This is a genomic window from Spirosoma profusum, from assembly GCF_014699005.1.
GTDB lineage: Bacteria > Bacteroidota > Bacteroidia > Cytophagales > Spirosomataceae > Spirosoma > Spirosoma profusum.
This window is the reverse complement of record NZ_JACWZY010000007.1, coordinates 228,269-254,746: the sequence shown is the minus strand read 5'-3', so window position 1 is coordinate 254,746 and position 26,478 is coordinate 228,269. Positions and strand designations below refer to the sequence as shown.

Annotated in this window: 20 protein-coding genes; 10 read left to right on the top strand and 10 right to left on the bottom strand. The window is 48.1% G+C overall.

Features of this window, described 5'->3' with window-relative positions; genetic code table 11:
- Positions 1–35: 35 nt before the first annotated feature.
- The 8 genes from IC229_RS11215 to IC229_RS11180 form a co-directional block, all read right to left on the bottom strand.
- Positions 36–1,409, bottom strand: a complete 1,374-nt coding sequence (locus tag IC229_RS11215) for a RagB/SusD family nutrient uptake outer membrane protein (protein WP_190887056.1) — start codon at positions 1,407–1,409, stop codon at positions 36–38.
- Between the two features lie 25 nt (positions 1,410–1,434).
- On the bottom strand, positions 1,435–4,467 hold the full coding sequence (locus IC229_RS11210; RefSeq protein WP_190887055.1) for a SusC/RagA family TonB-linked outer membrane protein: 3,033 nt from the start codon (positions 4,465–4,467) through the stop codon (positions 1,435–1,437).
- A 355-nt stretch (positions 4,468–4,822) separates the two neighbouring features.
- Complete coding sequence (locus IC229_RS11205; RefSeq protein ID WP_190887054.1) at positions 4,823–6,466, bottom strand: RagB/SusD family nutrient uptake outer membrane protein; 1,644 nt, start codon at positions 6,464–6,466, stop codon at positions 4,823–4,825.
- A 26-nt stretch (positions 6,467–6,492) separates the two neighbouring features.
- Positions 6,493–9,768, bottom strand: a complete 3,276-nt coding sequence (locus IC229_RS11200) for a SusC/RagA family TonB-linked outer membrane protein (RefSeq protein WP_190887053.1) — start codon at positions 9,766–9,768, stop codon at positions 6,493–6,495.
- Between the two features lie 594 nt (positions 9,769–10,362).
- Positions 10,363–11,142, bottom strand: coding sequence for a patatin-like phospholipase family protein (locus IC229_RS11195; protein ID WP_190887052.1), 780 nt, complete (start codon positions 11,140–11,142; stop codon positions 10,363–10,365).
- A gap of 98 nt (positions 11,143–11,240) precedes the next feature.
- The gene (locus IC229_RS11190; RefSeq protein ID WP_190887051.1) at positions 11,241–12,092 is read right to left on the bottom strand and encodes an MBL fold metallo-hydrolase; all 852 of its coding nucleotides are present in this window, start codon (positions 12,090–12,092) and stop codon (positions 11,241–11,243) included.
- Between the two features lie 54 nt (positions 12,093–12,146).
- On the bottom strand, positions 12,147–12,920 hold the full coding sequence (locus IC229_RS11185; RefSeq protein WP_190887050.1) for a hypothetical protein: 774 nt from the start codon (positions 12,918–12,920) through the stop codon (positions 12,147–12,149).
- Between the two features lie 271 nt (positions 12,921–13,191).
- Positions 13,192–14,763, bottom strand: coding sequence for a 7TM diverse intracellular signaling domain-containing protein (locus IC229_RS11180; protein WP_190887049.1), 1,572 nt, complete (start codon positions 14,761–14,763; stop codon positions 13,192–13,194).
- A gap of 264 nt (positions 14,764–15,027) precedes the next feature.
- Between IC229_RS11180 and IC229_RS11175 the strand changes: the two genes are divergently transcribed.
- The 3 genes from IC229_RS11175 to IC229_RS11165 are packed head-to-tail and all read left to right on the top strand — an operon-like array spanning position 15,028 to position 17,363.
- Positions 15,028–15,798, top strand: coding sequence for a cytochrome b/b6 domain-containing protein (locus tag IC229_RS11175; protein WP_190887048.1), 771 nt, complete (start codon positions 15,028–15,030; stop codon positions 15,796–15,798).
- A complete protein-coding gene (locus tag IC229_RS11170; protein WP_190887047.1) occupies positions 15,795–16,610 on the top strand; it encodes a molybdopterin-dependent oxidoreductase in 816 nt (271 codons plus the stop codon). The genes IC229_RS11175 and IC229_RS11170 overlap by 4 nt, the downstream gene beginning before the upstream one ends.
- 15 nt (positions 16,611–16,625) lie before the next feature.
- A complete protein-coding gene (locus IC229_RS11165) occupies positions 16,626–17,363 on the top strand; it encodes a DUF1223 domain-containing protein (RefSeq protein ID WP_190887046.1) in 738 nt (245 codons plus the stop codon).
- Positions 17,364–17,412: 49 nt separating this feature from the next.
- Here the strand turns inward: IC229_RS11165 and IC229_RS11160 are convergent, their stop codons facing one another.
- Positions 17,413–17,769, bottom strand: a complete 357-nt coding sequence (locus IC229_RS11160) for a hypothetical protein (RefSeq protein WP_190887045.1) — start codon at positions 17,767–17,769, stop codon at positions 17,413–17,415.
- Positions 17,770–17,987: 218 nt separating this feature from the next.
- Here IC229_RS11160 and IC229_RS11155 point away from each other — a divergent pair, with 218 nt between their 5' ends.
- On the top strand, positions 17,988–20,372 hold the full coding sequence (locus IC229_RS11155) for a glycoside hydrolase family 20 protein (RefSeq protein WP_190887044.1): 2,385 nt from the start codon (positions 17,988–17,990) through the stop codon (positions 20,370–20,372).
- Positions 20,373–20,448: 76 nt separating this feature from the next.
- Here IC229_RS11155 and IC229_RS11150 read toward each other — a convergent pair whose 3' ends face one another.
- Complete coding sequence (locus tag IC229_RS11150; protein ID WP_190887043.1) at positions 20,449–21,195, bottom strand: SH3 domain-containing protein; 747 nt, start codon at positions 21,193–21,195, stop codon at positions 20,449–20,451.
- On the opposite strand from IC229_RS11150, the gene IC229_RS11145 reads away from it, so the two are divergent.
- From IC229_RS11145 to IC229_RS11120, 6 genes are all read left to right on the top strand, one after another.
- Entirely contained in the window at positions 21,176–21,784 is a 609-nt protein-coding gene (locus tag IC229_RS11145; RefSeq protein WP_190887042.1) for a hypothetical protein, read from the top strand. The two genes, IC229_RS11150 and IC229_RS11145, sit on opposite strands and share 20 nt — an antisense overlap.
- An 8-nt stretch (positions 21,785–21,792) precedes the next feature.
- Entirely contained in the window at positions 21,793–22,194 is a 402-nt protein-coding gene (locus tag IC229_RS11140) for a helix-turn-helix domain-containing protein (RefSeq protein ID WP_190887041.1), read from the top strand.
- Positions 22,195–22,229: 35 nt separating this feature from the next.
- Positions 22,230–22,616 (top strand): VOC family protein, encoded by a 387-nt coding sequence (locus IC229_RS11135; protein WP_190887040.1) that lies wholly within the window; start codon positions 22,230–22,232, stop codon positions 22,614–22,616.
- A gap of 228 nt (positions 22,617–22,844) precedes the next feature.
- Positions 22,845–23,288: a hypothetical protein gene (locus tag IC229_RS11130; protein WP_190887039.1), complete on the top strand. Its 444-nt coding sequence runs from the start codon at positions 22,845–22,847 to the stop codon at positions 23,286–23,288.
- Between the two features lie 13 nt (positions 23,289–23,301).
- Entirely contained in the window at positions 23,302–23,640 is a 339-nt protein-coding gene (locus tag IC229_RS11125; RefSeq protein WP_190887038.1) for a PadR family transcriptional regulator, read from the top strand.
- Positions 23,641–23,643: 3 nt separating this feature from the next.
- Positions 23,644–26,301: an ABC transporter permease gene (locus IC229_RS11120; protein WP_190887037.1), complete on the top strand. Its 2,658-nt coding sequence runs from the start codon at positions 23,644–23,646 to the stop codon at positions 26,299–26,301.
- Positions 26,302–26,478: the final 177 nt, after the last annotated feature.

Below are 26,478 nucleotides of genomic sequence, written 5' to 3'. Positions count from 1 at the left end.
AAATCGACTAAATGCGCTACGCTTGGTTCTGATTGTTAATAGCCCGGATTCTGCGTCAGGGCCGAATTTTGCTGAATTTCCGGTTGAGGGATGGGCCAGAGCTCGAATCGGTTGTTCCAGTTGGGCGAAAACGCCGACAGGACGGCCTGCGCCCGTCCTGTACGTACCAAATCATACCACCGATGTCCTTCAAATGACAGTTCGTAGATACGTTCGCGCTCAACCGCTAATAGTACGTCGCCCTGGGCCGTCAATGCAACAACGGGAGCTTTCGCCCTGGCTCGCAGTGCGTTAAGGTCGGCAACGGCTCCGTTGGCGCCTGTTATTTTATTCTGCTGCGCTCTGGCTTCAGCCCGAATCAGGTACATTTCGGCAAGGCGCATCAACACAATATTATTATTATCTTCAGAAGCCGTTCCGTATTTCCGAACAGTCCAGCCATTGTCGTTCCCGCGCTGCTGCTGCGCATCGAACGTAATGGTTTCCCGACGCGTACCAGATTCAGCCGAAATCATCAGGCTAACATACTGATTCGAGGGAATAATTTCCCGACGACCAACCAGTATGTTATTCAGGCTAGTGGCGCTCGTACCCGGGTCATCAGAAAGATTATATCCAACCTCAAGAATTGACTCGCTGATAAAATCTTTCGTGATGACGTTGGCATACTCCGGTTCAATCTTGTAAACATTTGAATTAATTACCTGCGTCGATAAATCTTCTGCCTGTACCCAGTTTTTCAGGTATAAATAATACCGCGCCATTGCCGCCCGACAGTTTACTTTGTTCAGATACGTAGCGTTATTCGTAGCATTTGTCGAGGCCGACGTTACGTTGGGCAGGTCGGCCAAAGCAGCCTGATAATCTTCGAGTACCGACGCCAGAATCGTAGCCTTTGCTACACGCGGCACTGTCCGGTTCGTTACCGGATCAGTCGTTGTTACTCTCGGAATGTCGCCATACGTATACGCCCCGATAAAGTTGGCCCAGCCTCTCAGGAAACGAGCTTCGGCCGTTACCGTTTTGCGGGTAGCATCCGATATATTAGTAATGGCGGGCAATTTCTCCAGAATAAAATTGGCTACGTATACAGTATTATAAATGCTCCCCCATAGCGCGTTAACAATGCCATTGGTTGCGGTGATACGTTTGGTCCCAAATTCAATATTGTCTGTAAACGTACCGTTGGCCTGAACGTAATCAGCCGTAAAATCGCCAGCCATGATGTTGGGAGCCGACATACCTCTTAAGGCGCTGTAAAGCCCAATACGAACGGGCTGTACGTCATTGGGTTCGTTCAGAACCAGATTGTCGACCAGCAACGTAGTGGGTTGTGGTTCCAGTACCTGCTGACAGGAAGCCAGGCTAATCAGCAGTATGGCAAGACTATATCGAATGAATTGAGTCATGTTCAGATTTCGCTCACAACGCGAATTAAAAAATTAAAGACAGGCCCACGATCACGGTTTTAACCTGCGGTAACGTAAAAAAGTCGATGCCCTGTGCTGTCGTTGATCCATCGAGTGTGCTCACTTCCGGATCAGGCCCCGAATAGCGGGTCAATGTCCAGATATTAGTAGCCGACGCGAAAATCCGGGTATTGGTAATTTTAGCTTTATTTACCCACTTTTTCGGCAGGTTGTAGCCCAGTGTTACGTTCTTCAGTCGTATAAATGAACCATCTTCCAGAAAGCGGCTGCTCAGGTAGTTGTTGTACGTATCCTGATAAACATACTTCGGTACGCTCGTAATATCACCTTCTTTTCGCCAGCGTTTCAGCGCCTGCCGCGACTGATTGTTCTGCAAATCAGTTCCGGTATTAAGTAGTGTTACGTTCGTAAAATTGAGTACACTGTTGCCGTAGGAACCCTGAAAAAATACGCTCAGATCAATGCCTTTCCAGGAAACTTTGTTCGTCAATCCACCATATAACTTGGGCTGTGCATTGCCAATTACCTGTCCATCATCGGGTGAGATACGTCCGTCGCCGTTTTTATCATCATAAATCGCATTCCCAGTAGCCGGGTCAACGCCTAAAAACTTAAGACCCCAGAACGTACCGAGTGGTTGGCCGGGTAGAATTACGTTTGTGTTTGAAACGCCATTCCCCTGGTAGCCACGGAAAACGGGTTCCTTACTGGCTAGTTCCACAACTTTGTTCTCATTATGGGATAGGTTCAAATCGGTAGTCCAGCGAACAGCGCTATTTGTGTTGACGGTTGAAATAGTAAGTTCAACACCCCGATTTGATACTTTACCAATGTTGCCCTGAACCGCGCCAAATCCGGTAGTCTGAGGAATGGGCTGTGCAAACAGGAGTTTGTCGGTCAGGTTGTCATAAGCATCGACCGTAACACTAAATCGACCGTTGAAAAAAGACGCATCAAAGCCAATATTGGCTTCGCGGGTCCGTTCCCACTGAAGCGTTGGGTTTGCCAGCGCAGCTGGTCCTACGCCCGTAGCGCCACTATACGTATTAGACGCCCAGGTACCCAGAAACTGGAAATCGCCGATGCGTTCATTTCCGGTGAAGCCGTAACTCGCACGCAGTTTCAGTTCGTTCAGGAAACGGAACTGTTCCATGAATGGCTCACCCGACAGTCGCCAGGCCACCGATGCCGATGGGAACACACCGAAGCGACGACTCTGACCAAAACGGGATGAGCCGTCGTAGCGGGCAGTCAACGTAGCCAGATATCGGTCGTTATAATCGTAACGAAGCTCGCCAAACGTGGACAAAAGGCCGCTGTTCGCAACACCTGATCCACCCTGATCGACAATACCTGCCGAATTGATGTAAGTAAAATCATCACTGGCGAACAAACGTCCCTGTACATTTCCACCACGTTCGGTACGTTGCAGCACCTCAAAACCAAGTAACGTATTAAAGTGATGCTTCTCAGCCGTCTGAAAATTATAGGTTAACGTATTGGTGTTGATCAATGTAGCCAGTGTAATAGTGCTAAAAACACCATATCCCTGCCCACCTACGTTTTCGAGGTACCCCCCAATAGCCGTCTGGGAAGACTCGTACTGGTCTTCTATTACGTTGTTATAATCGATACTAAGTTTCGAACGAAAACGCAGGTTCTGAATGAATTCATACTCGGCATACACGCCCGCCAGTAGTTTGTCCGTATACGTATTGAAACGAGGCAGCAAAGCCTGCGCTACCGGGTTAAAATTCGGGAAACCAGCATATTCGGGGTCATTGGGGCCATAAAGCCGACCTTGTTCGTTATAGGGTGAATAATACGGAAGACTCTTGATAGCTCCCGAATACACACCGTCCAGAAAATTGTCACCTTTCACCCGCTTGTTCTTCACATGCGAGATAGTTATGTTCGTCCCGAACGAAAGCTGCGACGTAGCTTTGTGGTCAAGTTTGATTTGACCGGTGTAGCGTGTAAACTGGCTGTTTAGCTGAACACCTTCTTCGTCGCGATAGCTGCCACTGATGTAAAATTGCGTGCGGTCGTTACCTCCTCGTGTCGATAACTGGTATTGCTGGAAAACCCCACGGCGTAGAACGGAATTTATCCAATCGGTATTCTGCCCATCAGTTACACCTTTTATCAAACCAAACTTATCAGGATCTTGCCCGGCGTTGACTACGGCTTCCCGCTGAAGCTCCAGCAGTTCAGACGAATTCATCAGATCGGGCCGACGGATAATTTCCGACAGGCCGCGTTGCACATCAATCGTAAACGAAGTTTTCTGAGCTTTACCGCGCTTGGTGGTTATGACCACTACGCCATTGGCAGCCCGCGAACCGTAAATCGCTTTGGCCGATGCATCTTTCAACACTTCCATCGACTCAATGTCGTTGGCATTGAACATCGAGAAGGCATTGTCAGTCTGGCCACCAAAATCGCGTCCGGTCAATGCACCGTCCTCAACGGGCACCCCATCGACGATAAATAAAGGGCGATTACTGGCTGAAATCGACGTATTACCTCGAATACGTACCATCAATCCACCACCGGGCGTACCCGACGATTGCGAAACCTGCACACCGGCGGCCTGCCCCTGTAACGCCTGATCGAAGCTGGCTATGGGAATGTCCTTGAATTTTTCGGGAGAAACTGATGCAATGGAACCGGTGATATCTTTCTTCTGAGTCGTGTTATAACCGGTAACGACCACCTGAGCCAGTTCATTGATAGACTCCTGCATCTGGACGTTAATGACCGTCCGGTTGCCTACCGTTACCTCCTGCGTTACCAGGCCAATGGACGTGAGCAGCAAAATGGCAGAATTGTCCGGTACGTTGATGGTGTAATTCCCATTAGCGTCGGTACTGACACCGTTTGTGGTGCCTTTCACCACGATGTTTACGCCGGGAATTGGCTGACCATCCTGCGTAGACGTAACTCTACCTGTTATACGTACCCCTTGCGCCAGCAGCCAGCCCGGTAGTATGGCTAATAAAACTGACCAGCAAATAAGGCTGTAAAATTTTCTCATGTAAAGATATTCAGTTCAAGTAAAGACGTTAGAGTTGAGTTAGTCCATTTAGGCCAAACAATATACTAAAAAAGCGAAGTAAGCTGGTATTCTCTCAAACGAAAAAAATAATCACGATTGTATAAGCCCGGTAACAATATACCCATATCCTGTTATCGATTTAGGCTGTATTATGCAAATAGTATTTTGTTTTATCTGATTCGGTCTAAACTTCCTTTTAATGTTACGTCAGTAGGCATTCATTTGATGCAACTAAATGACAAAAATTGATTATTCGTAATGCAAATTTATAGTAGCAAAAAATGAGGCTCTCCATTACGTTGGAGAGCCTCAAAAGTGAATGAATTAATTAAATCTATTGCTTTGGATTCGTGGTTGGAGCACTGTTCGCAGCTGGCGCATTGTACTTCAACTCGTTATCCGGTACATCCCAGTAATCCAGAAAGTTATAGTTCAACGTGCTATTGGTATTGAGCTTACCGGCTTTATCGATAATTACAGCGCCCTTACGGCCACCTCCTTTTGAGACGTCTTCGATAACGCCCCAGCGACGGGCATCGTAGAACGACAGGCTCCGGAAGGCCAGCGCCACCCGACGCTCCCGACGGAGTTCTTCTTTCGCCTGATCGAGCGTCAGGTTCGTACCAGCCACCGCGGCTATACCAGCGCCCTGGGCTTTCCGAACGGCGTCGATTGACTTCAGACCATCTTCGATTTTACCGGTGTTGATTAACGCTTCGGCTTTCATCAGTTCGTTCTCTTCATAGCTCCCGGCCAGATATAGTTCGGTACCTCCTGGAGCCCGATCGCTGTAGGTATACACTCCAGCCGTTTTCTTACCACCATCAACTAACGCCCAGCGCGTGTTGAAGGTATGGCCCCGGCTGCTTTCGCCAATCCAGGGAGAGGCCCGTTGGGTGAAGTTGTTGGCCAGTCGCTGATCGCCGGTTTTGAAATCCTGAATTAAACGCTCACTGATTTTATACGTAGCACCGCCCGACGGATCGCCCGTCGCTTTAGCGGCCACCGTACCTGTTTGGGGTGCCAGGAAGTCGCCACTCTGGTTTGATCGCCCAGTAAAGACATTATCTGTAGCCGTGATGCCATTGTTAGCTAATGTCAACACTTGGTTCCACTGAGCCGCCGTCATAGCTTTGGTTGTCGTGTTAACCAGCAGGTTACGCGCTTTCAGGGTGCTGATGTTCCGCTTCCACATATCGGGTGTTGGAACGCCCCCTTTGCCAACCTGATTGAAGCTCGGAATCAGGCGGCCCATCAGCGCCGTATAATCCGTTGAAGTAGTTGCCAGTAACGCAGCGGCTTTGTCCAGGTTGGTATTGGCTTCTTCAATCAGCTTCTCCTTGCTGACGTAGTTGCCATTGGTACCGTTGCTCGCACTGTTGATGATACCTGCGTAGTAAATCGACCCCAGGTGCGAGTAGGCAAAGCCTTTCCACCAATAAGCCCACGCCTGAATAGTGGCTTTTTTGGCGGCCGCGTCGCCTGTAAACGACACCTGATCAGCCAGTTCCAGCACCTTATTCATCTGACTATTGAGCGAATACATGTACCACCATTCATGGAATAGCGGATTGGCGCCCTGGTTAGAATTCACGTTTACCTGACGAATCAGCGCGATTTGCGTATTTGGTGCGTTCGGATTGAGTACTTTAGAACCATCGTCCAGAATGACATAATCGGGTGCGCCGATCTGATTACCAAACTGATTGGCGGCTTCCTCGCCGATGATGTCGCCCATGAGTTCATGAACGCCCATCGCTCCCGACCAGAAATAACCAGGCACACCGTCGTACAGGCTTTGCTGAATTTCCCTTGAACCATTGATGTAGACTCCGCCCTGCGCCAGGTTAATAACACCCTGTTCGGTATTAGCGCTGCTAACTGTAGGCTGGTTTGGGTTTTTCACGTCTAACTGCTCTTTGCAGGACGTAGCAAAGCCCAGCACCAGCGTGGCAACTAAAATATGTATCTTTTTCATTGATAAGTCATTGAAGATTAGACAAATTAGAGCCCAATATTGAGCGTAGCCTGATACGAACGTAGGTTCGGCATCGTGTTGTGATCAGTACCACGATCCCAGGCCGAACTACCCGTACCCGAACTGATTTCGGGATCAAAGCCGGTGTACTTGGTGAAGGTCAGCAGATTCCGACCCGACAGCACCAACTGTGCCCGACGTAGCACCGGCAGATTCACAACCCGGCTCAGGTCGAAGCCAACCTGCACGTTACGCAGCCGCACGAACGACGCATCTTCGTAGAAATAATCCTTCGTGCCGTTGGCAGCGCGCTGCGCATACACGCCCCGGTAGAAGGCCGTCCAGGCACCGGTTTGCCCATCAATCGTCAATGGATTGGCGTAATCAGCGTGGATACCGTCGCGATACATCCATTCTTTCGTCTGGTTGTAAATGTGGCTACTCTGTACCCAGTCGAACTGGAAGCCAAACGTCAGGAAGTTCTTGAACGTGAACTCGTTAATAAACGACATATTGAAAGCTGGGTTCGGGTCGCCAAAGCTATATTTGTCGGCCGAGAAGAACGGCTGTTTGGTCGCTTTATTAACTACCATGCCATTGCTGGCTACTGTATATTGCGACTGCTGATCGGCAGGAATGTACAATTTGCCGTTTACGTCGGTAGCATCGACCCGATTAATAGATACGTATCCATAGAGCTGGCCAATTTTCTCACCAGCTTTCAGTACGTAGTTCGAGCTACCTGCACTCGACAGCACCACCACTTCGGCATTGTTTTTAACCGCCGTAATTTTCGATGTCTGCTTACCGAAATTTGTGGTCAGATTCCAGGAGAAATCTTTCGTGCGAACCACGGTAGCATTCAACGAAGCCTGGAAGCCGTTCGAGGCCAGCGAGAACGCGTTGTCCTTAATCGAGTTGACTCCCGACGACGGAGCCGCGCTCACGTCGAAAATAGCGTTGTCGGTTGAGCGGCTCCAGTACGTTGCCGACAGGCGAAGGCTGCTCAGCCAGTTTGAGGTTTTCGACGGTGTAAGGGCCAAATCAGCACCTACTTCCAATTCTGACGATACTTCTACGTCCAGCGCCGGGTTTGGCTGATTAGCTGGCGTATAGAACGAACTGGTCGAACCGAGCGTCGTCGTGTTCAGTATCAGATAGCGGTCGAAGGGCCTGGGTTGAATACCAGCCTGTCCATAAGCGGCCCGTAACTTAAACTCGGGGAAAAATCCGGCAATCGAACTGTTTTCCCAGAATTTCAGCGCCGAAAACCGGAAATAGGCATCGCCCCGTGGAAACGTAAACGGCTTGGAACCGCTACCGAAGGCCGACGAGTAATCCGTGCGGAAACCGCCTGAAATACCAGCGAGGTCACCAAAATCAATCCGCTGGTTCACTACATACCCGTACGTAATAAATGGCTCTGTGTAGTCACCGCCACCGGGAAGTCCGGCAAATCCTGCTGCGGCCGGCGTAGGTCCTGGGACCTTAAACGTCGATCCATGCGAGGCCGTGAATGGCTCATAGGCAGGCAGCCCCAGAATGTAGGTGTAAAACTGCCGGAAGTTCCGTTTCCGATAATCGAACGAAACCTGGGTAGACGTCCGAATTGGAATATTCAGCTTAAAGTCGTTCTGAAAATCAGTGCTGAAAAATGCGCTGGCCAGGAAGTTCTGATAGCTGGTTGTCAGGCTATTGTTATCAATTTCACCGGCAGGATCCGTAGCAAAATTCCCCCCCTGATACTGAGTATTGGTCAACGCCCGAACGTTACGATTCTGGGTCTGATTCAGATAGGTTGTTACAACATCCTGTTTGGAGTAGTTGATCCCATACTTAGCATCCAGCGTCAAAAACTTATTGACGACGTAATTCAGGTTGAAGTTCTGAATCACGTCAACTTTGTTATCATCATTTCGGGTGTACTTCTGCCAGAAACTTGGGCTGTTGTGGTTCACGCCAACCGCATCACCGTAATAAACGGCCGGATTTCCATCGGTATCGAGGGCCGAAAAATCAGCAAATGGACGAGCGTTATTGATAGCATACAGAATCAATCGGTCATTGGTTTTGATGCTACTTTTGGTGTACACCAATTGCGTAATAGTTCGGAATGTCAACCCTTTAGCCAGTTGGAGGCCAAGGTTTGCCATTAAATTACTACGCTGATAATTTCCGTTGTCGATGACGTTACTTTCCTGTTGGTTATTCGAAGCTGAAATGGCAAAGTCAATTTTATCGCTTCCGCCGGTCAGCGCGATGCTGTTATTATACGTATTAGACGGGCGGAAGAAATAATTAAAGTGATCGTAATATTTCAGATTGGCCGTATAAGGCTTATCAGCTTTGTTATTGACATCGAGCGGGTTATACTGCACGTTTTCACTCCAAAGCAGGGTGTTTGGATCGAGCGCCAGTGGTTTACCCGACGTACCAATCACGTTATTGCTGCCATCTACAATGAAACCATGCGATTGCGCTTTGGCCAGACCACCTATATTCAGATACTCACTACGTGTGATGCTCGATGATACGTCGATATTCAGCTTACCTGATTTTCCTTTCTTGGTGAATACCTGAATAACGCCATTAGCTCCTTGGGCGCCATACAACGTAGCGGCTGCCGCTCCCTGCACAATCTCGACTCGGTCGATAGTGTTGGGATCAATGCTGCTCAACAGGGCTGTTGGGTTGTTGTTAAGATTCCCGTTCGAGTCGTAGCTAGTCGCGTCGACCTGCACGCCGTCGATCAGCAGAATGGGCGCCGTACCCCGGTTAATGGTGTTAATCCCGCGCAACACAATATTTACCGGAGCACCGGGCGTACCGTTGCCACTGGAAATCTGTGCGCCGGCAATCTTTCCAACAAGTGCCTGATCAATAGAGGCAGTTGGCGTTTGGGGTAAGTTTTTTGATGAAACGGACTCAACGGCGATGCCTAGTTTGCGTTTGTCGGTTGCTACGCCAACTCCTGTTACAACGACCTCGGAAAGCTGACGATTGTCCGAAACCAGTTTTACATCGATTACCGACTGGTTACCCACGGCAACTTCCTGAGTAGCGACGCCCACAAAGCTATATACGAGCGTAGCGGCCCCAGAAGAAGGGATATCAATGCTGTAAGCGCCCGCAGCGTCGGTGTTGGCGCCCCTTGTTGTGCCTTTTAGCACGACTGAAACTCCTGGCAGAGGCAGGTTGTCTTCGGCAGATGTAACCTTACCTGTTATGCGTCGGTCCTGCGCCCATGCAGTCGACCAGAGCAAGCATACCAGCAGGAAACTTACTGATAGAATTCTACTCATAGTACATCAAAAATTAGGTTGGAAAATAATTTTCTATCTACAAAACTATAAGTAAAAAAAGATAACACAAATTTTTCGTACAATTTATTTTCCAAACAGTAATATCCCATATATGCAATAAATTAGAATATTATTCCGTAAAACACAGTTTTTTCACTCTTTTCGAATTATCGCAAATCGTAGGATACAAAAAGACAGAATAAAATACTCATAAGTAATTTCTGCACAAATGACCAGAAATTAGAATAGTACAACACCTATTTTTAGGCAAGAAGGTAAAGACAACTTCTCTGAACAATACGTTGCACTGCGAATCATTTTTTTATATAAGCGGTCGAAAATCCATCTGAACGTTTGGGAGTATTCGTATATACTTGATTTAAACACTGATAGGCCCCGACAGCCAGCGCCTGACGGAGTTACATTCGGCGCTACCTAACGTAATACAAACCAGATTTACCATCTCATAGCTGAGTTACAAACGTAGCTGAGTGTCTGGGCAGGCCGATTTTCTCGATAGCCGGATAAAAAAATAACTGAGCCGGACATCCCGGCTCAGTTACTACGTAGTGTGATATTGAATACGCGTTGGTGCTACGTTAGTTCAATAGATGGGCGACCGAGCGCTTTTTCGATTTCGGTTGCCATAGAACGCGTGTACTGATAACCTATCCGGAACAACTCACGCGCTTTGCTAATATCCGTGGTGCTGTACTCAGCCAGCGATGGGGGTTCAATTAACACCTGGCATTTGGCAAATCGATCTTTCGTTTTACTCTGGATAGCTAATACCAGACTTCGCTCGATAACACCCCGCATGGACCGAATGGGCTTTCGTGGTCCCAGTACGTTGCAATGCGACCCAATCAGTAAATCAACCTTGTTTTCAATGGTATCGACGGGTAAATTGTTCAAAACACCCCCATCCACAAATTGCCGCTTGTTGATGAGCAGCGGCTCAAAAATACCCGGAAGACAGCAGGACGCCAGCACCGGCCGGATGAGCTCGCCCTGATCGAAAACGACCTGCTCACCAGCATTTAGATCAACGGCTACTACGTGCAAAGGAATCTGTAACTCCTCGAACGTATCGTGCGGGATGTATTTTTTATACATCTCAATAATCGTGTCGATACGTAGCAACCCCATCCGATTCCAGGCGGGCCGGATGTGCCGGACAAACGAAGACGATTCAATTATTTTCAGGCTTTCGTCGGGCGAGTAACCCTGGGCAACAAAAGCTCCCGTGATAGCCCCAGCACTTGTACCGGCAATTTGATTGAACTGAATACCAATTTCCTGAAGGGCTTTAATAACACCCAGATGTGCAATTCCCCGCGCACCACCTCCCGATAACACCAAACCAATTTTCATAAACGCAGCTATCTTTGATCTGATAACGTTACGTATCAATGGTTGGTTTGTATCTGGGCTCAGCTCCAGCTTGGGCCAGACAATTTCGGCTTATTGATCTACAGCAATTCCTTTAATTTCCCCGTCTCCTTCAACCGAGCACCTCGTTCAGTCATCTCAACAGTAGCAGCTTCAACTACGGGATCGTGTTCAAAAACCAGAATCCAGTTTTCGGCAGCGGCTTTTTGCAGCACCTGCGTTTTCTCCTCCATCGTCAGCAGCGGGCGCATATCATAACTCATAATATAAGGCAACGGAATATGTCCCGACGATGGAATCAGGTCAGCCATGTAGGCAACGGTACGTCCATTGATATGAAAAATCGGGAGGGCCATTTTCTCAGTATGCCCATCAACGTAAAGCAGTTCGATATCCGCGAAAGGAAACGGCTTTTCAGTTAGAAAAGTAAGTTGACCGCTTTCCTGCAATGGCAGAATATTTTCGCGGAGAAACGACGCTTTTTCGCGCGGATTCGGGTTGACTGCCCATTGCCAGTGCGCCGGGTGAACCCAGTACGTAGCGTTGGCAAAAACAGGTAATAGCGCTTCATTGCTACGTTTAACGGCGCCACCCACATGGTCGAAGTGCAGGTGCGTGAGCAATACGTCCGTTACGTCCTTTTCTGAATAACCGGCTTCCCGAATGGAACCGAGCAACGTAGCATCGCCCGGTCCGTCGCCACGGTGAAGATCGTAATGACCGAAAAATTTAGCGTCCTGCTTATCGCCGATACCCGTATCGACCACCAGCAACCGATTGCCGGCTTCATAGAGTAGGCAGCGCATGGCCCAGGTACACCGATTCTGCTCATCAGCAGGATTTAATCGTTGCCAGAGTGGTTTCGGCACTACGCCGAACATAGCCCCGCCATCTAATTTAAAAAAGCCTGTATCGAGGGTTTGAAGAGACATACTTGCGTTTTTCGGCAAGTTAGGATTTTCTCCGCACTACGTCTGGCTTCCTGGTTAAAGTGTTAAGGACTTGAGCATGTTATCCAAAATCAAAAGCATAATACCAGTACCGGCAGCGATAGTAGTAACTGCCAGCACAATTGTTTTCGGAGTAGAAGGGCGTTTTTCAACGACATAAAATGCGTTGGGTTGACCTTTCTCCAGCGAACCATATTGACGAATCAGCTCGCCATTCCGAACGACAGCAAGGCTGCTTAACCAGAACGAATGTTCAACAGATTGCTCATTCGCCAGTGTCGGATCGAACGTATAGGCTATTTGGTGAGTCAGGCGCAGGGGTGAATTTTCCTTTGTAAAATTGAAAACCTTCTTATCTGTTTTCGGGTACTGCACGGCTTGGCCAAGCGGCAAATCAGCGATGGCATACAACGTTTTAGCTGGAATTACCATCTGTTTTACACCTCGTGCCGTTACTCTGAGGGGTTCAACGTGGGCATTTTGATACGTATATCGAACCGTATCTACATAAGCTTTTTTGGAGACCAGCGCCAGCGGGCTGTAAACGATTTTGGTATCGTTCCGAATCACAAAGCTTTTCGACCAGTCAATATATATTGGCTTGTCGGTTTTGTTTAACAGCAGGAATCGCATCCTTCCGCCTTCTTCCCACAGGTCGTATACTACGTTCAAATGCTCATTGTCGGAAGTAAAATCCTTATCCATCAGCTTGACCTGTTCCGATTGGACCGATGATACATGGTAGAGCGATCTGGTGCAGCTCGTGAGTAATGTTAGCCCAAGTAAACTCATCAGTAGAATGGCTCTCATAGCGGATACATTTTGTTTTGATTGATCGGTTGACTACTTGTGTATTTGGTGTGGATAGAAACCAGGCCTACGTATCGTGATTCTGATCGCGTAGCGCCTGAAAACGTATCAAAATTGCTTTTACCTTTCCCGAATAACCAGTCAGATTTGAGCAACGGAGGGATTGACTTTAGTAACGGAGGGATTTTGTCAATGACAGGCTAAAAAAGACTGCCTGAAACGCAGTCTTCTACAGAATAAACCGGGTTTGGCCAGACAAGGAACGTAGCGTTTATTCTTCTCCTGTAAGCCGTTTTATCAGTTCAGGCTTCGAACGCCGGGAAACGTCTATGATATGCCCATTATCCAGAACAACCTGACCACCATCGCCACGCAGGTATTTCACTACGTGATTCAGGTTCACAATGTGCGACTTATGGGTTCGGAAAAAAGGCTCTCCATCTGCGCATAAGTGCTCGAAATCTGCCAGCCCTCGTGAAGCCAGCACCGTTTTCTGATTCGATAAATGAATGTTGGTATAACTTCCGGCAGCTTCGAGTCGGGTGATATCGCTCATCGGAAAAAGCAGCATACCGTCGAGTGTTGGAATGGCAATCTTACGAATCCGCTCCCGATCTTCTTTCATGATTCGCAACAGACTCCGCATGTCATCGGGCATGGGCTCCTGCCGATGTTCTTCATTTAGTTTTTGGGCTAACAGTTCGTTATTTCGGGCAAACAGTTCTTCATTTTCACTCGCTCGCTGAAGCGCCAGTTGCTGAGCGGCCTGATATTCGGCCTGATACGTTTGCAGCCGATCGGCCAGGGCCAGCGTCAGCAGAATAGCTTCCATAGCCGCTCCTACCTGATAACCATACACTACCCAAAGATTAGTAAATTTCAGTACGTCGAGCAGGCCAAGCACGCTGGTCATGGCTCCGGCAATGTAAAAACTCCAGGCCAGCAGGTAGTATCGTGCGGGTTTATACCCCTGACGATACGTTCGTATTCCCAGCACAAATAACGACACAAACCCCAGCAACGTAAGCCCATAAAAGATACGTTCCAGGCCGGGCACGTCGAGGAGACGTAGCAGCGTCATGAGCCCAACCAGACTCAGTAACCCCATGAAATAGCGGTAAAATCCGGGCAGGAATTCGCGGGTACGCAGGAAATTCATTGAAAACCAGATAGCCGCTGCAAACGTTATAGCGGTGATCAGCAGATACAACCGTCCATTATTCAGTGCCGGAATCGACCGCCATAACAAATCGTACAGTAGCCCTTCATACGACATAAAGGTCATGCACGAGAGCGTTACGTAAACGGCGTAAAGCAGGTATACCCGGTCGCGAACGAGACCATACACGAACAGATTGATAATGACCATCACCAGCATCAGTCCCATAACGGCCCCGTTAAAGAGCGTTTCTTTCTGGAGATGGCTCACAATTGGCCGAATGGGGGCCAGCAGTACTGAAAAATGAAGAATATTGTCGTCGCGAAGGGCCAGAAACACCGTTCGAGGACGCTGTCCAAGCGGTAAAACCACCGTGTTGGTCAAAAAATAACGACTTTCGAACGGACGTAGCACACCTGAATGATGTTCGGTTATCGCTCCATTTTCGTTGATAACGTATTGATCCACAACGTCAGCATCCTGCGTCATGAAGAGTAGGAAAAGCGGATCGATCAACGTATTTTCAACATGGAATTTTAGCCATATTCGCGAGGTGGTATGGCCAAAATTAAGTTTCTGTTGCTGACTAAGCCGGAAAGCCGAATCGGGCTTCGAAGCGACCTGTGCAAAGGTCAGTTGAAGTGTCGGGTCTTCCAGAATAAACGCTTTCGGGCCTAACTCCACCAGTTTTTCAGCCTGCGGGTGCGCAACCGGTTGTCCTATAGCGAAGGCTATTCCAAAGGAAAAATATTATTCGCAGAAAAGCCATATCGCCTGTTGAGGTCAATTGCGCTAAAATACATGAACAAATTGATAATCAGCACTTAGCTATATCTTACTGCTGTTATGATGCTCATGAAGTATTCCGATTCTAAAAACTCAATAAGGTTATCCAATCCAGTTGCCGTGCTTATTTAGTATATACATTATTACTTACCCTCCTTTTGCATGAAACGTATCGTTCATAAACATCCCCTGGCCATTCGGTGGTTTCACTGGATAAACTTCCCGGTTCTGTTCGTTATGATCTGGAGCGGATTGTTAATCTACTGGGCTTATGATCCCTATAAAATCCAAATTGGCGACTATACGTTGATTTCATTTTTTCCTGACGGATTCTATAAATTTTTAGGTGTACAACGTCGGCTGGCCGAAGGTATGGCCTGGCATTTTGTGTTCCAGTGGCTCTTCATCCTGAACGGTGTTCTCTACGTTGGATATACCTTCATTTCTGGCGAATGGCGTCATCTGGTACCCGACCGGAATTCATTCAGGGAGGCCATTCAGGTAACGCTTTACGATCTGGGTCTGCGTAAAACACAACCTCCGTTTATCAAGTACAACGGTGCGCAAAAAATTACTTACTTTTCCATTATGATCATGGGCGTCGGGTCAGTATTTACGGGCTATGCCATCTATAAACCAACCCAATTTTCTTGGCTTACGAGTCTTCTTGGTGGGTATGAGGCAGCCCGACTGGAACACTTCATTTTAACGCTCGGTTACGTTGTTTTTTTCGTTATACATATTGTGCAGGTAATCCGCGCCGGTTGGAGCAATTTTCAGTCGATGGTCACCGGATTTGAAATCGTAAAGCCGAACGACCCTGACCGCCCACTCATGAACAAACCTGTTGATGATCAACCTGATACGCCAACGAAACCAATCGATTCGCCAGTCGAGCCAGTTGCGCCACCAATTAAACCCGCCTTATCATGAGTCAGTCTGCAAAACCTAAATCCGCCGAACCCCAATTACCGGAAGATAATATCCCGGAATCGATCGCTCGTCGGCGAATGATCAAGGCATTTGGCTGGTTTGCACTGGCGTCTGCTGTACCGTTTGGGGTGTATGAATGGGTTAAAAACAGTGTGGGTGCGCAGGGCATAAAACGACCGCTACGTAACGTATTAAACGTAAACGAAGCTATTGCCCGAACGTATTTCAGTGATACGCATCTGATACCCACATTTCCGGTGGAGGCAGCCGCGAAACAGGCACGTATCAATGGTTATGATGGTATAAAATCGCCCATCCCTGAAGGCTGGAAACTGCAAATCGACCGGGCAAATGCTACCCCTCTCCTACTTACAGTTGACGATGTAAAAGCACTGCCTAAACACGAAATTGTCTATGAATTCAAGTGCATCGAAGGCTGGAGTCAGGTGCAGCACTGGGCGGGAGCACGGCTATCGGATTTCATGGAAAAATACAAACTTGGTACGCACAGTGGCAACGTGCCTAACCCAGACAATACCAATGATCTTTTCAAATACGTCGGTCTTGAAACGCCCGATAAAGAGTACTACGTTGGTATTGATATAGAAAGCGCCTTACACCCACAAACCTTACTGGCTTACGAACTGAATGGCCAGCCGATTACAGCCCCACACGGAGCGCCTTTGCGGTTGATTATTCCGGTCAAATACGGCGTTAAAAATCTGAAACGTATCGGTCGGATGTTCTTCGCCGATACGCGTCCCCGCGACTTCTGGGCCGAACGTGGCTACGATTACTACGTTGGTTTATAAATCAGACAATCAATTATGTACATCAAATTCAACCTTCTGACTCTGCTCGGATTACTGACTTACGTTACGCTTGCTAAGCCGGTAAAGCCAACCGCTCAGCCGGTGGTCGTTCTGGAGTTGTTCACTTCACAGGGTTGCTCCAGTTGTCCGGCTGCCGATAAAGCGCTGCAAGACATCACTCAGGAGGCCGCACGAACAGGAAAAGCGGTTTATGGCCTTTCGTTCCACGTCGATTACTGGAATCGACTGGGTTGGCAAGACCCGTTTAGCTCAAAAGACTACACCGCCCGACAACGGCAGTATGATCGCACTCTAAAAACACAAACCTATACTCCCCAACTCGTTGTAAACGGGCAGCAGAACATCGTAGGCGGTCAGCGGGGACGTATTGAACAAGCCATTAAAACCATCCAACAGCAACCGCCATCAGCGTTTATCGGCGTCGTTGGAAACCTTAGCCGAAAAGATAATCAGGTGTCCGTTCGGTATACGTTGTCTGCTGCGGGGCCATATCGCGTCAACGTAGCATTAGTGCAGAAGGAAGCCCGGACGGCTGTACGAAATGGAGAAAACGGTGGCAAAACACTGGTCAACACCAACATTGTCAGGCAGTTCAAAACTCTCGACGTAACCAGCGTAACGGGCAACGTAACACTGGTTGCTCCACCTGACTTATCTCCTGAGCAAAGTGCCGTTCTTGTCTACGTACAGCGGATGGATACTGGACAGGTTGTAGGTGCGAAAATGTTGTGAGTGGGCGTCAAAACCCCTAAATCCCCTGAAGGGGGTTTAGGGGTTTTATTCATTTTCCACCAACGATACGTTTAACGCCCTCACACATGGCCTTGACACGTCGATAGGACGCTTCGGTATTATCTTCTTTATCAAGTTTAATCCGCACTTTTCCCGGATATTCTTCCAGTTCGAACCGCGTGTTATCATCCAGCGTAGTGGTAATATCCACATGATCACCCGTCACATTGCTGCCGGGAGCCATTTTTTGATTGATAAAATCCTGCACACGCTGGGTTTTCTTTTTATCGTATTTGGCGGAAAACTCATACGTATCATCTGAATCCGTAACAGCAATTTTAAGATCTCCGTCCGAACAAGCCAGCACCGTAGCGGATAGAAGCAGCATAGTGATTATTTGTTTCATAGCATTAGTGTTTTACAAGGAACTATGCAATATACAGTAGTGAAATGAATTTTATTTGTCAAACTACATCAGCGGTAGATTTTGTGGATGAGCGTAAACGTTTTCATTTACAGTCAGGTATGGTCAGGTTTTGCCAAGATTGGTCGTTCATTACGTACTATTCCTGATAACTCTTGCCCCTTCCTGGCCGTTAATGACAATAAATTCCCCAGTGAATTATGCGTGCCCTTTTGCTAGTACTCTTCTTTTTTACTACTCTATCCGCTACGTACTGCCAATCCGTCGACCGTTATACTATTATTCCTCGTCCAGCCCAACTCGATCCCCGCACGGGTGAATTCATTATCGACCGTTCGACCGTCATTATGGTACCGTTTGCCCAAACCGAACTGAAGGCCATTGCCGATACGTTCGCCACGCAACTTAACCGGAGTACTGGTCTGAACGTACCAGTTCGAAATACGAATAAGCTGATTTCCAGCGGCAACATAATTGAATTTTCGCCCTCAACCGACACTACACTCCACGAAGAGGGTTATCGAATCAACGTAACAGATCGGCTGGCCATGATCGAAGCGCGCAGTTCCAAAGGGTTCTTTTACGCTGTCCAGACGCTTTATCAGTTGTTGCCGCCGGTAGTGTTGAGCAGTGAGCAAGGGGCACGGCGCAGGGAATCATTACCACCAAATTCTTCTCCCGCGCTACGTTCCATGCTCCTTGCCCTACCCATTCCCGCCTGCCGCATACAGGACAGTCCGCGCTATGGCTATCGAGGGCTTCACCTTGATGTGAGTCGGCATTTTTTTTCGGTAACGTACATCAAAAAGTATCTCGATTTGATGGCCTTGCATAAACTCAATCAGTTTCATTGGCACCTAACCGATGATCAGGGATGGCGTATCGAGATAAAAAAATATCCCAAACTGACGCAGGTAGGCGCGCACCGACGCGAAACCATTGTCGGACATTATGACGATCATGACCCGCAGGTTTTTGATGGAAAACCCTACAGCGGCTTCTATACGCAGGACGAAATTCGGGAAGTGGTACGTTATGCGGCTACCAAATACATTAACGTAGTGCCGGAAATTGAACTGCCCGGTCACGCGCTGGCAGCTCTGGCATCTTATCCAGAATTGGGCTGTACACCCGGCCCTTACACAGTCTCAACAAAATGGGGCGTATTCGATGACGTATTCTGTCCAACCGAAAAAACGTTTTCGTTTCTGGGAGACGTATTAACAGAAGTAATCGATTTATTTCCAGGGAAGTACATCCATATCGGGGGCGACGAGTGCCCAAAGGTGGTCTGGCGAAAAAGCGCCTTTTGCCAGCAACTTATCAAACGCCTACGACTACGTAACGAAAATGGTCTGCAAAGCTATTTCGTCAAACGTATCGACAAATTCGTTACGTCGAAAGGGCGACGTATCATTGGCTGGGACGAAATTTTGCAGGGTGGTTTATCGCCCAATGCTACAGTCATGAGCTGGCGTAGTATTCGGGGAGGCATCGAAGCCGCCCGACAACACCACGACGTAATCATGACACCTGGTCAGTTTTGCTATTTCGATCATTTTCAGGGCGATCCCGCTCAGGAACCAACCGGCTTCGGCAGTTATTTACCGCTGGACAAAGTCTACAACTATAATCCAACGCCTGCCGAGTTAGCGCCTGCCGAAGCCGCTTACATTCTGGGTGTACAGGGAAACATCTGGACAGAATACATCAGCACACACACGCAACTTGAGTATATGCTCTGGCCGCGCGCTGCTGCCCTGGCCGAAGTCGCCTGGACGCCGTTAGCGCAGAAAAATTACGATGATTTCACCCGCCGACTCGCTGTCCATTTTAACCGATTAACTAATCTCAATACGAACTATTCCCGAACCCTCTACGACGTAGCACTGGCCGGAAAACCCACGGCAGAAGGTAACGTAGAGGTGTCATTATCGGCCGGAAAATTTATAACTGATATTCGCTATAGTCTCGATGGTAGCATTCCAACGGGTGAATCGCCACGGTACGAGAAACCGATTCTGCTCCAGAAATCGACAACGCTACGTGTGGCCTCGTTTCAGGAAGGACAACCGCTGAGCCAACCGGCCAAGGTGCAGAAAGAATTTATCGTCTCGAAAGCCACCGGCAAACCCTACACGCTATTAAATGCCCCGACTGCCGGACGTCCCGACCGAAACTACAGCCTTACCGACGGCACGACCTGCGGCATGGGCGGTTACGAAGTAGCGGGCATTGTCGCGTTTTCGAACGACCTAAATGCTGTTATCGACCTGGGGCAGCCACAGTCTGTCGAAACCGTACGGGTTGGTTTTCTGAAGTACACGGCTCGGAACATCTGCCTGCCCAAACAGGTCGACGTTTCCGTATCGGAAGATGGAAAAACGTATCGACCAGTGCTGACTACCAAAACCAATGCCGCTGAAGGAGGCAAACGGGGCATTGTCCGAATTCCATTTTCTTTTGAACAGACCACCGCACGCTACGTACGTATCATTGCCCACTCAGTCGGGCGCGTACCGGCGGGACTACGGAATCCCGGCAGAACAGCGCAATTGGCGGTTGATGAAATTGAGGTGAATTGAAAGGCCCCGACAGCCAGAGCCTGTCGGTTGCAGCACCCGATGTCCCAGACAGCATCTTGCTGTCCGGGCATTTCGATCAGTCCGCCGTAGAAAACTGAAGGCTCCACAGATTTCCTTTTGGCTGGATAATTAGCTGCGAATAACCACCTTCCGAATCAAGCGTCAGCCGTTGTTTGGCAGCATCGAACGTAGCAGTCGTTTTTTCTTTTTGAAACCACAAGGCTCGGAAAAGCACCAGCACTTCGGGCATGGTAAATTTCTCTTTGGGCAGTTCCAGAAACTGCGTAATGCCCCCTTCATACTGTTGTTCTTCAAAACGCGCTCCGTCGGTGTAGACGTATTGATACCGCTCGATGGTTCCCTCCTTTTTCGGCAACGTAGTGCGTTTGCCTTTTACTGGCGAAATCGTCCGGTAAAACGCATCGATCATTGAAACCTCGCCATCTATTTTTTCCGTGTTTAGTGGTTTATACCGCGACAGATACCCTTCGAATAGATAGCCTTCCTGGCCTGTCTTCGTTTTTACGTTTACCCAGCCACCTTTCACCGCGAAAGCACCTATTGTTTCGGCTGTATACAGTACACCTGGTTCGGGCGGAGAAAGTACGGTAAGTGGTGATCCATCGAAAGGCACCAGCGCTACTTTAGCGCCATCTTTCGCTGCCGTTTTACGTAGCGTCAGTCCGTTTGGAGCGTGTACGTAAACGATGTCACTGGCTTGCAGAGGTTTGTCCGCAGGCAACGTAGCGTTCGGCGTAGCGGGGTATTCAGGCAGGAATAATATACGTAGTAATACGCTGAAAATGAGTACTAATTTAGGCATGTCGTTATTAGATTACGGCCGTTACGTTGCTAATCTATCGCTTTTGTCGGCAACCCGGCGAATCCAGTTATCAGGCGGTATTCCAAAACACAGTGTCGCTACGTTAGTTACTTCTTATAGCAACCATCACGTAATACGAATCATGTACATGAAGAAATCAACGTTAATTTTTCTTTTCAGTACGCTTGTCGGAACCCTGGCGAACGCTCAGATGAAAGTAGCTAATTTCTCCTTTGGCGAACCCGGCACCGACACCTATGAACAAGTAAGCTTTTGGGCTAAAGACGGCCAACGTGGTGATATTTATTACGTCTACGGCAAAAACCGAACAGAAACCAGGCTTACTTTCCTGAGCAAAACAATGCCTTCCATTGGCAATGGTTTTCGAGTGCAGTTCCCCAACAAGCTCGTTCTGAACGTAATACCGATGGGCGACCGATTAAAAGTAGTCGACGATAAGGCAACGTATCAGAAAACATTTTCCTGGCAGTATGAAGGTCCTGTCAATGGTATTGGTACGTTCTGCAACGTTTGCGCCCAGGATGAGAAAGAGGCTATGCGACTTGTCCGAACGTATTATTTGAAGTAATATGCACCATGACTTTTTACGAACAGCAGGTTCTGAGTATTCGGAAACAACATTTTCCGCAGGCATACCAAGTCCGGCGGATCGTGAAAGCTAAACGATTCATTGACAGCAATTTAAGCGCTCCTATCAATCTGTCAGTTATTGCCCATGAAGCATCGTTGTCGAAATTTCACTTTATTCGATTGTTCAGAAAATGCTATGGACGTACACCTCATCAGTACCGCACCGAACAACGGCTCATCAAAGCTAGAGAATTGGTAAAGAGCGGATTATCGACAACTGAAATCTGTTACGCTCTCAACTTTAGTAGCATCACTACGTTCATCGGCCTATTCAAAAAATACACGGGTTTTACGCCGACCGCTTACGCCCAAAAAAGCAATTTTGAAGAGCCTTCCTTCGACATTTAGCCTGACCTTTGCCTCAGCTAACGAACAAATTCTTCATGAAAATCAAGCTGCTGAGCGTATTGGTCGATGACCAGCAAAAAGCCCTGACGTTTTACACGAACGTATTGGGGTTCATTAAAAAAACGGAAATACCGATGGGCAAACACAGCTGGCTGACGGTTGTTTCCAGAGAAGAGCAGGACGGTACCGAAATTGTACTGGAACCCATGGAATTTACGCCTGCCCAGACGTATCAGAAAGCCTTATTTGACGCAGGAATTCCGTTGGCCGCTTTTCAGGTCGATAATGTCGAGAGTGAGTACAAGCGATTAGTCGATCTGGGCGTTACGTTCAGCATGAAACCAACGCCGATGGGCACGGTTACGTTGGCGGTATTGAACGACACCTGCGGCAACAATATTCAGCTCTATCAGGTGAGTTGATAAAAACGATGCGCTTACATCGTTTGCGGCATCGTTGCTACGTTGTCGGGCTGGGCGCTACGTATGGCCTCAAGTTCGTAAATCATCAATGAATGGGGCGTCGTTTCGATGGCGTCTATCAGGGAACGTAGCATTTGAGGTAATGTAACCAAACCTAAAGCGCGGGTTTTCTAACGAACAGTGGGAAAAGTTCAGCCAATAAAGCGGCAATAGCAGAATCGGCCACCAGTGACCAGGTCCCACTACATACCAGGGCCGAAGAAAACTTCCCTTCAGGCCGCTTTGCCGAACCAGACTTTCGCCGATGCTACGTACCTGTTGATACGTCCGCATGATATGTGTAGGCTCCTGCGCTACGCTCACGTAGACGAAGTGATCACCCCAGCCATCTGCACGGCTTTGACCGATTCACGAACCGATGCCAGGTCAATACGTGTAAAAGCCTCAGCTTTGGAAGAAGTAGTGAGCGACTATATATCCCGTTCGCCAGCGCTCTGGATTCTGTATTTCTTCTTTCCCCAAACTAGCCATCTAAACTTGTCCGTCATTGAACAGCCATTGTACGATTTCGGACAATGGTTTCGGAGTGAACATACCTCTGTTTGTTTTAAAAAGGCTTTTTTATTTCTGGCAGGAGATTTGTTTTGCAAAATTACAACTAATCATCCTTAACGAACGGATACGTATGCGCAGGGCTTTTTTAGGTGAATTTGAAGAGCTTGTCTTGCTGGTAGTAGCCGCCTGTACTACCGATGCTTACGGGGTCACGATCTGGGAAGAGATTCAGCAACAGACGGGGCGGTCTATTACCATGAGTGCCGTTCACGCTACGCTGTACCGGCTTGAGGAAAAAGGATTCCTATCCTCAACTATGGGCGGAGCTACCGCCGAGCGTGGTGGTCGTCGAAAGCGTTTTTTCACACTCACAGCATTAAGTGTCCGGGCGTTGAACGACATTCAGGAAATGCGCAGCCGACTTTGGCAGGCTATTCCGCCGGGGAAATTTCAATTGATAGGTGGATAAGGCATGAAAAAACAAACTACTCCGCCCCGCTGGGCCGATTGGCTCCTGGAAACGTGCCTGTCTCCACATATTCTGGAGGATGTACAGGGAGACTTGCACGAAGTGTTTGACAAACGTACTATGGAAGTTGGTGCGGGTAAAGCTCGTCGCGAGTTTGTCTGGGCGGTACTTCACTACGTTAATCCTTATTTTTTCAAAGCGCGCCAACGTACCAACAAATCCTCTGAATACCCATCACCCTCATTCTTACATCCTGCTATGCTACGTAATTATCTGACCATCGCCCTACGTACTCTGACACTTAACAAAGCGTATTCCATCATCAACGTAGTGGGCCTCAGTATTGGTCTGGCAGCCGCTATGCTGATCATGCTTTACACCAAAGACGAGGTGAGCTACGACCGATTTCATGCCAATAATCCAAATCTGTATCGTATTACAAGTCGTGACTACACGCCGGCTGGTAAACCGGAAAATTTCCAATCTAACACCGGCATTTTTCAGGGGCCTAAGTTCGCGGCTGGTGTACCTGAAATTAAATCGTTTGTCCGTTTCGAATCCAATCGGAAAGACCTGAAGCAGGGTAATGACGTCAAGAGTCAGGAGGTGTTCTTTACCGATCCCGATTTTTTTCAACTGTTTAGCTTCCCCTTGTTGAGTGGTGATCCAAAAACAGCCTTGCAACGCCCGAAAACAGTGGTTATTTCGGAAGATATGGCCGAAAAACAGTTTGGTACGACCGATGCGCTTGGGAAACTAGTACTCATCAAGGAGAACGATCAGTTTGAGCCGTTTACCGTAACGGGTGTGGCGGCTAAGTGCCCGCAGAACTCATCCATAAAATTCGACGTACTGCTTCCCAAAATCGTTCCGAGTGAAGAATTTGCCGATAACGAGAACTGGTTCAGCGTCTTCCTCAATACGTTTGTGTTGCTGACACCCAATGCGAATATCAAAGCTGTTGAGGCTAAAATGAACCAGATTTATCAGGCTGACGCCAAAAACACGATTGTGGAAATGCGCAAAAAGTTTGACATGAAGAGCAATGCAGTCTATTCGCTTCAGTCATTCACAGACATGCACTTAAGTACGGACCTGCCCGCTACGAACGGTCTTGCCGATGAAAGTAACCCCACATTTTCCTATATTCTGTCGGGCATTGCGCTGTTCGTACTGATCATTGCCTGTATCAATTTCGTCAATCTGACCGTGGCTAGATCGCTGAAACGGGCAAAAGAAATCGGCGTTCGGAAAGTGGTTGGCGGAGGACGTAGCCAGTTGATTATTCAGTTTCTGGGCGAATCATTTCTGCTGTGTTTCATCGCTTTTGCCCTGGCGGTTCTATTGGTGATTCTCGTATTACCTACGTTCAATCAGCTTTCGAATAAAGCACTAACCTTCTCGTATCTGCTTGATATAAAACTGATTATCGGATACGTAGCATTATTCATTATCACTGGCTTACTGGCGGGATTTTATCCAGCAATCGTGTTATCGGGATACAACCCGGTTCAGAGTTTGTACAGTCGATTCAAATTTACGGGCAAGAATTACCTGCAACGCAGTCTCGTTGTGCTACAGTTTACGCTGGCGTCAGTTCTTATTGTTGCTACGTTGACGATCTATTCCCAGTTTAATTTTCTGACTACAAAAAGCTTAGGCTATGACGACAGCCATATGGTGGTAGTGGGCAAATCGGGTCTGACACGTAGTGAAGCACGTTTATTGAAAGATGAGTTGCAACAATTTCCGTCCATTGTCGAAGTAGCACCGAAAAATGGAGGGTTCTGGGGAACGATTGCCAAAGTAGGCAGCGATGAAAAACAACTTTCTTTCGCATATGAAACCGTCGATGAAACGTACCTGCCACTGTTTAAAATTCCAATTTTGGCGGGTCGTAATTTCTCAGCCGATTTCCCTGGCGATTCAACGCATTCGGTGCTGGTAAACGAAAGCTTTGTGAAAGAAGCGGGCTGGAAAAACCCGCTTGGTCAGGCAGTCAATTTCTTCGCGGGAGAAAAACCCGAAAAATATACGGTTGTCGGCGTGGTGAAAGATTACCACTACGTGCCTATTAATCAAAAGATTAAGTCGCAGCTATTCACCATGAAACCGAAAAACGATTTCGGGAAAGCATTTATCAAAATAAAACCTAATACCGAAACAGAAAGTCTCCAGGCAATCGAACGGACGTTTAAAAAATTGTTTCCGATCAGTCCGTATTCGTATAGTTTTCTTGATGAAGACAACCTGAAAAAATACGAATCGATAGCTAAGTGGAAACAGATTATGCTTTTCGGTGCCATCCTGACGATCTTCATTTCCTGCATCGGATTGTTCGGGCTTGCTACCCTATCCGCCGAGCGACGTACCAAGGAAATCGGTATTCGTAAAGTCCTGGGAGCCTCGGTGAGCAGCATCGTCCAATTGCTTTCCTCTGACTTCTTACGACTGGTCGGCTTCTCCTTCCTGTTTGCTTTCCCAATTGCCTATTACGCCATCGACAAATGGCTTGAGAACTACCCGTATCGGATCGACATCAGCCTCTGGATGTTCATTGCAACGGCTTCACTAGCAACTCTCATTGCCTTTTTCACCGTCAGTTTCCAGTCGATTCGCGCGGCCATTTCCAATCCGATCAAAAGTTTACGTAGTGAATAGCATAGGGCATGGGGGTAAGGGCATAGGGTAAAATCAACGTCACCCTATGCCCTTACCCCCATGCCCTCCGCAAAAAACTAAAGCCAGACGACGCGAAGTCACCTGGCTTTTTGGTTCGCTTGGTAGATCGGTTCATTTGAAAAAAGCAGGTGCCTTTCACAGCATCTCCGTCTATCA

Excerpts from the sequence above, each read along its gene's own strand:
- IC229_RS11210 (WP_190887055.1), bottom strand. The coding sequence starts at position 4,467 with ATGAGAAAATTTTACAGCCTTATTTGCTGGTCAGTTTTATTAGCCATA.
- IC229_RS11175 (WP_190887048.1), top strand. The coding sequence starts at position 15,028 with ATGAAACGTATCGTTCATAAACATCCCCTGGCCATTCGGTGGTTTCAC.
- IC229_RS11195 (WP_190887052.1), bottom strand. The coding sequence starts at position 11,142 with ATGAAAATTGGTTTGGTGTTATCGGGAGGTGGTGCGCGGGGAATTGCA.
- IC229_RS11145 (WP_190887042.1), top strand. The coding sequence starts at position 21,176 with ATGAGTACTAATTTAGGCATGTCGTTATTAGATTACGGCCGTTACGTT.
- IC229_RS11120 (WP_190887037.1), top strand. The coding sequence starts at position 23,644 with ATGAAAAAACAAACTACTCCGCCCCGCTGGGCCGATTGGCTCCTGGAA.
- IC229_RS11200 (WP_190887053.1), bottom strand. The coding sequence starts at position 9,768 with ATGAGTAGAATTCTATCAGTAAGTTTCCTGCTGGTATGCTTGCTCTGG.
- IC229_RS11135 (WP_190887040.1), top strand. The coding sequence starts at position 22,230 with ATGAAAATCAAGCTGCTGAGCGTATTGGTCGATGACCAGCAAAAAGCC.
- IC229_RS11205 (WP_190887054.1), bottom strand. The coding sequence starts at position 6,466 with ATGAAAAAGATACATATTTTAGTTGCCACGCTGGTGCTGGGCTTTGCT.
- IC229_RS11190 (WP_190887051.1), bottom strand. The coding sequence starts at position 12,092 with ATGTCTCTTCAAACCCTCGATACAGGCTTTTTTAAATTAGATGGCGGG.
- IC229_RS11140 (WP_190887041.1), top strand. The coding sequence starts at position 21,793 with ATGACTTTTTACGAACAGCAGGTTCTGAGTATTCGGAAACAACATTTT.
- IC229_RS11155 (WP_190887044.1), top strand. The coding sequence starts at position 17,988 with ATGCGTGCCCTTTTGCTAGTACTCTTCTTTTTTACTACTCTATCCGCT.
- IC229_RS11125 (WP_190887038.1), top strand. The coding sequence starts at position 23,302 with ATGCGCAGGGCTTTTTTAGGTGAATTTGAAGAGCTTGTCTTGCTGGTA.
- IC229_RS11170 (WP_190887047.1), top strand. The coding sequence starts at position 15,795 with ATGAGTCAGTCTGCAAAACCTAAATCCGCCGAACCCCAATTACCGGAA.
- IC229_RS11165 (WP_190887046.1), top strand. The coding sequence starts at position 16,626 with ATGTACATCAAATTCAACCTTCTGACTCTGCTCGGATTACTGACTTAC.
- IC229_RS11185 (WP_190887050.1), bottom strand. The coding sequence starts at position 12,920 with ATGAGAGCCATTCTACTGATGAGTTTACTTGGGCTAACATTACTCACG.
- IC229_RS11150 (WP_190887043.1), bottom strand. The coding sequence starts at position 21,195 with ATGCCTAAATTAGTACTCATTTTCAGCGTATTACTACGTATATTATTC.
- IC229_RS11215 (WP_190887056.1), bottom strand. The coding sequence starts at position 1,409 with ATGACTCAATTCATTCGATATAGTCTTGCCATACTGCTGATTAGCCTG.
- IC229_RS11160 (WP_190887045.1), bottom strand. The coding sequence starts at position 17,769 with ATGAAACAAATAATCACTATGCTGCTTCTATCCGCTACGGTGCTGGCT.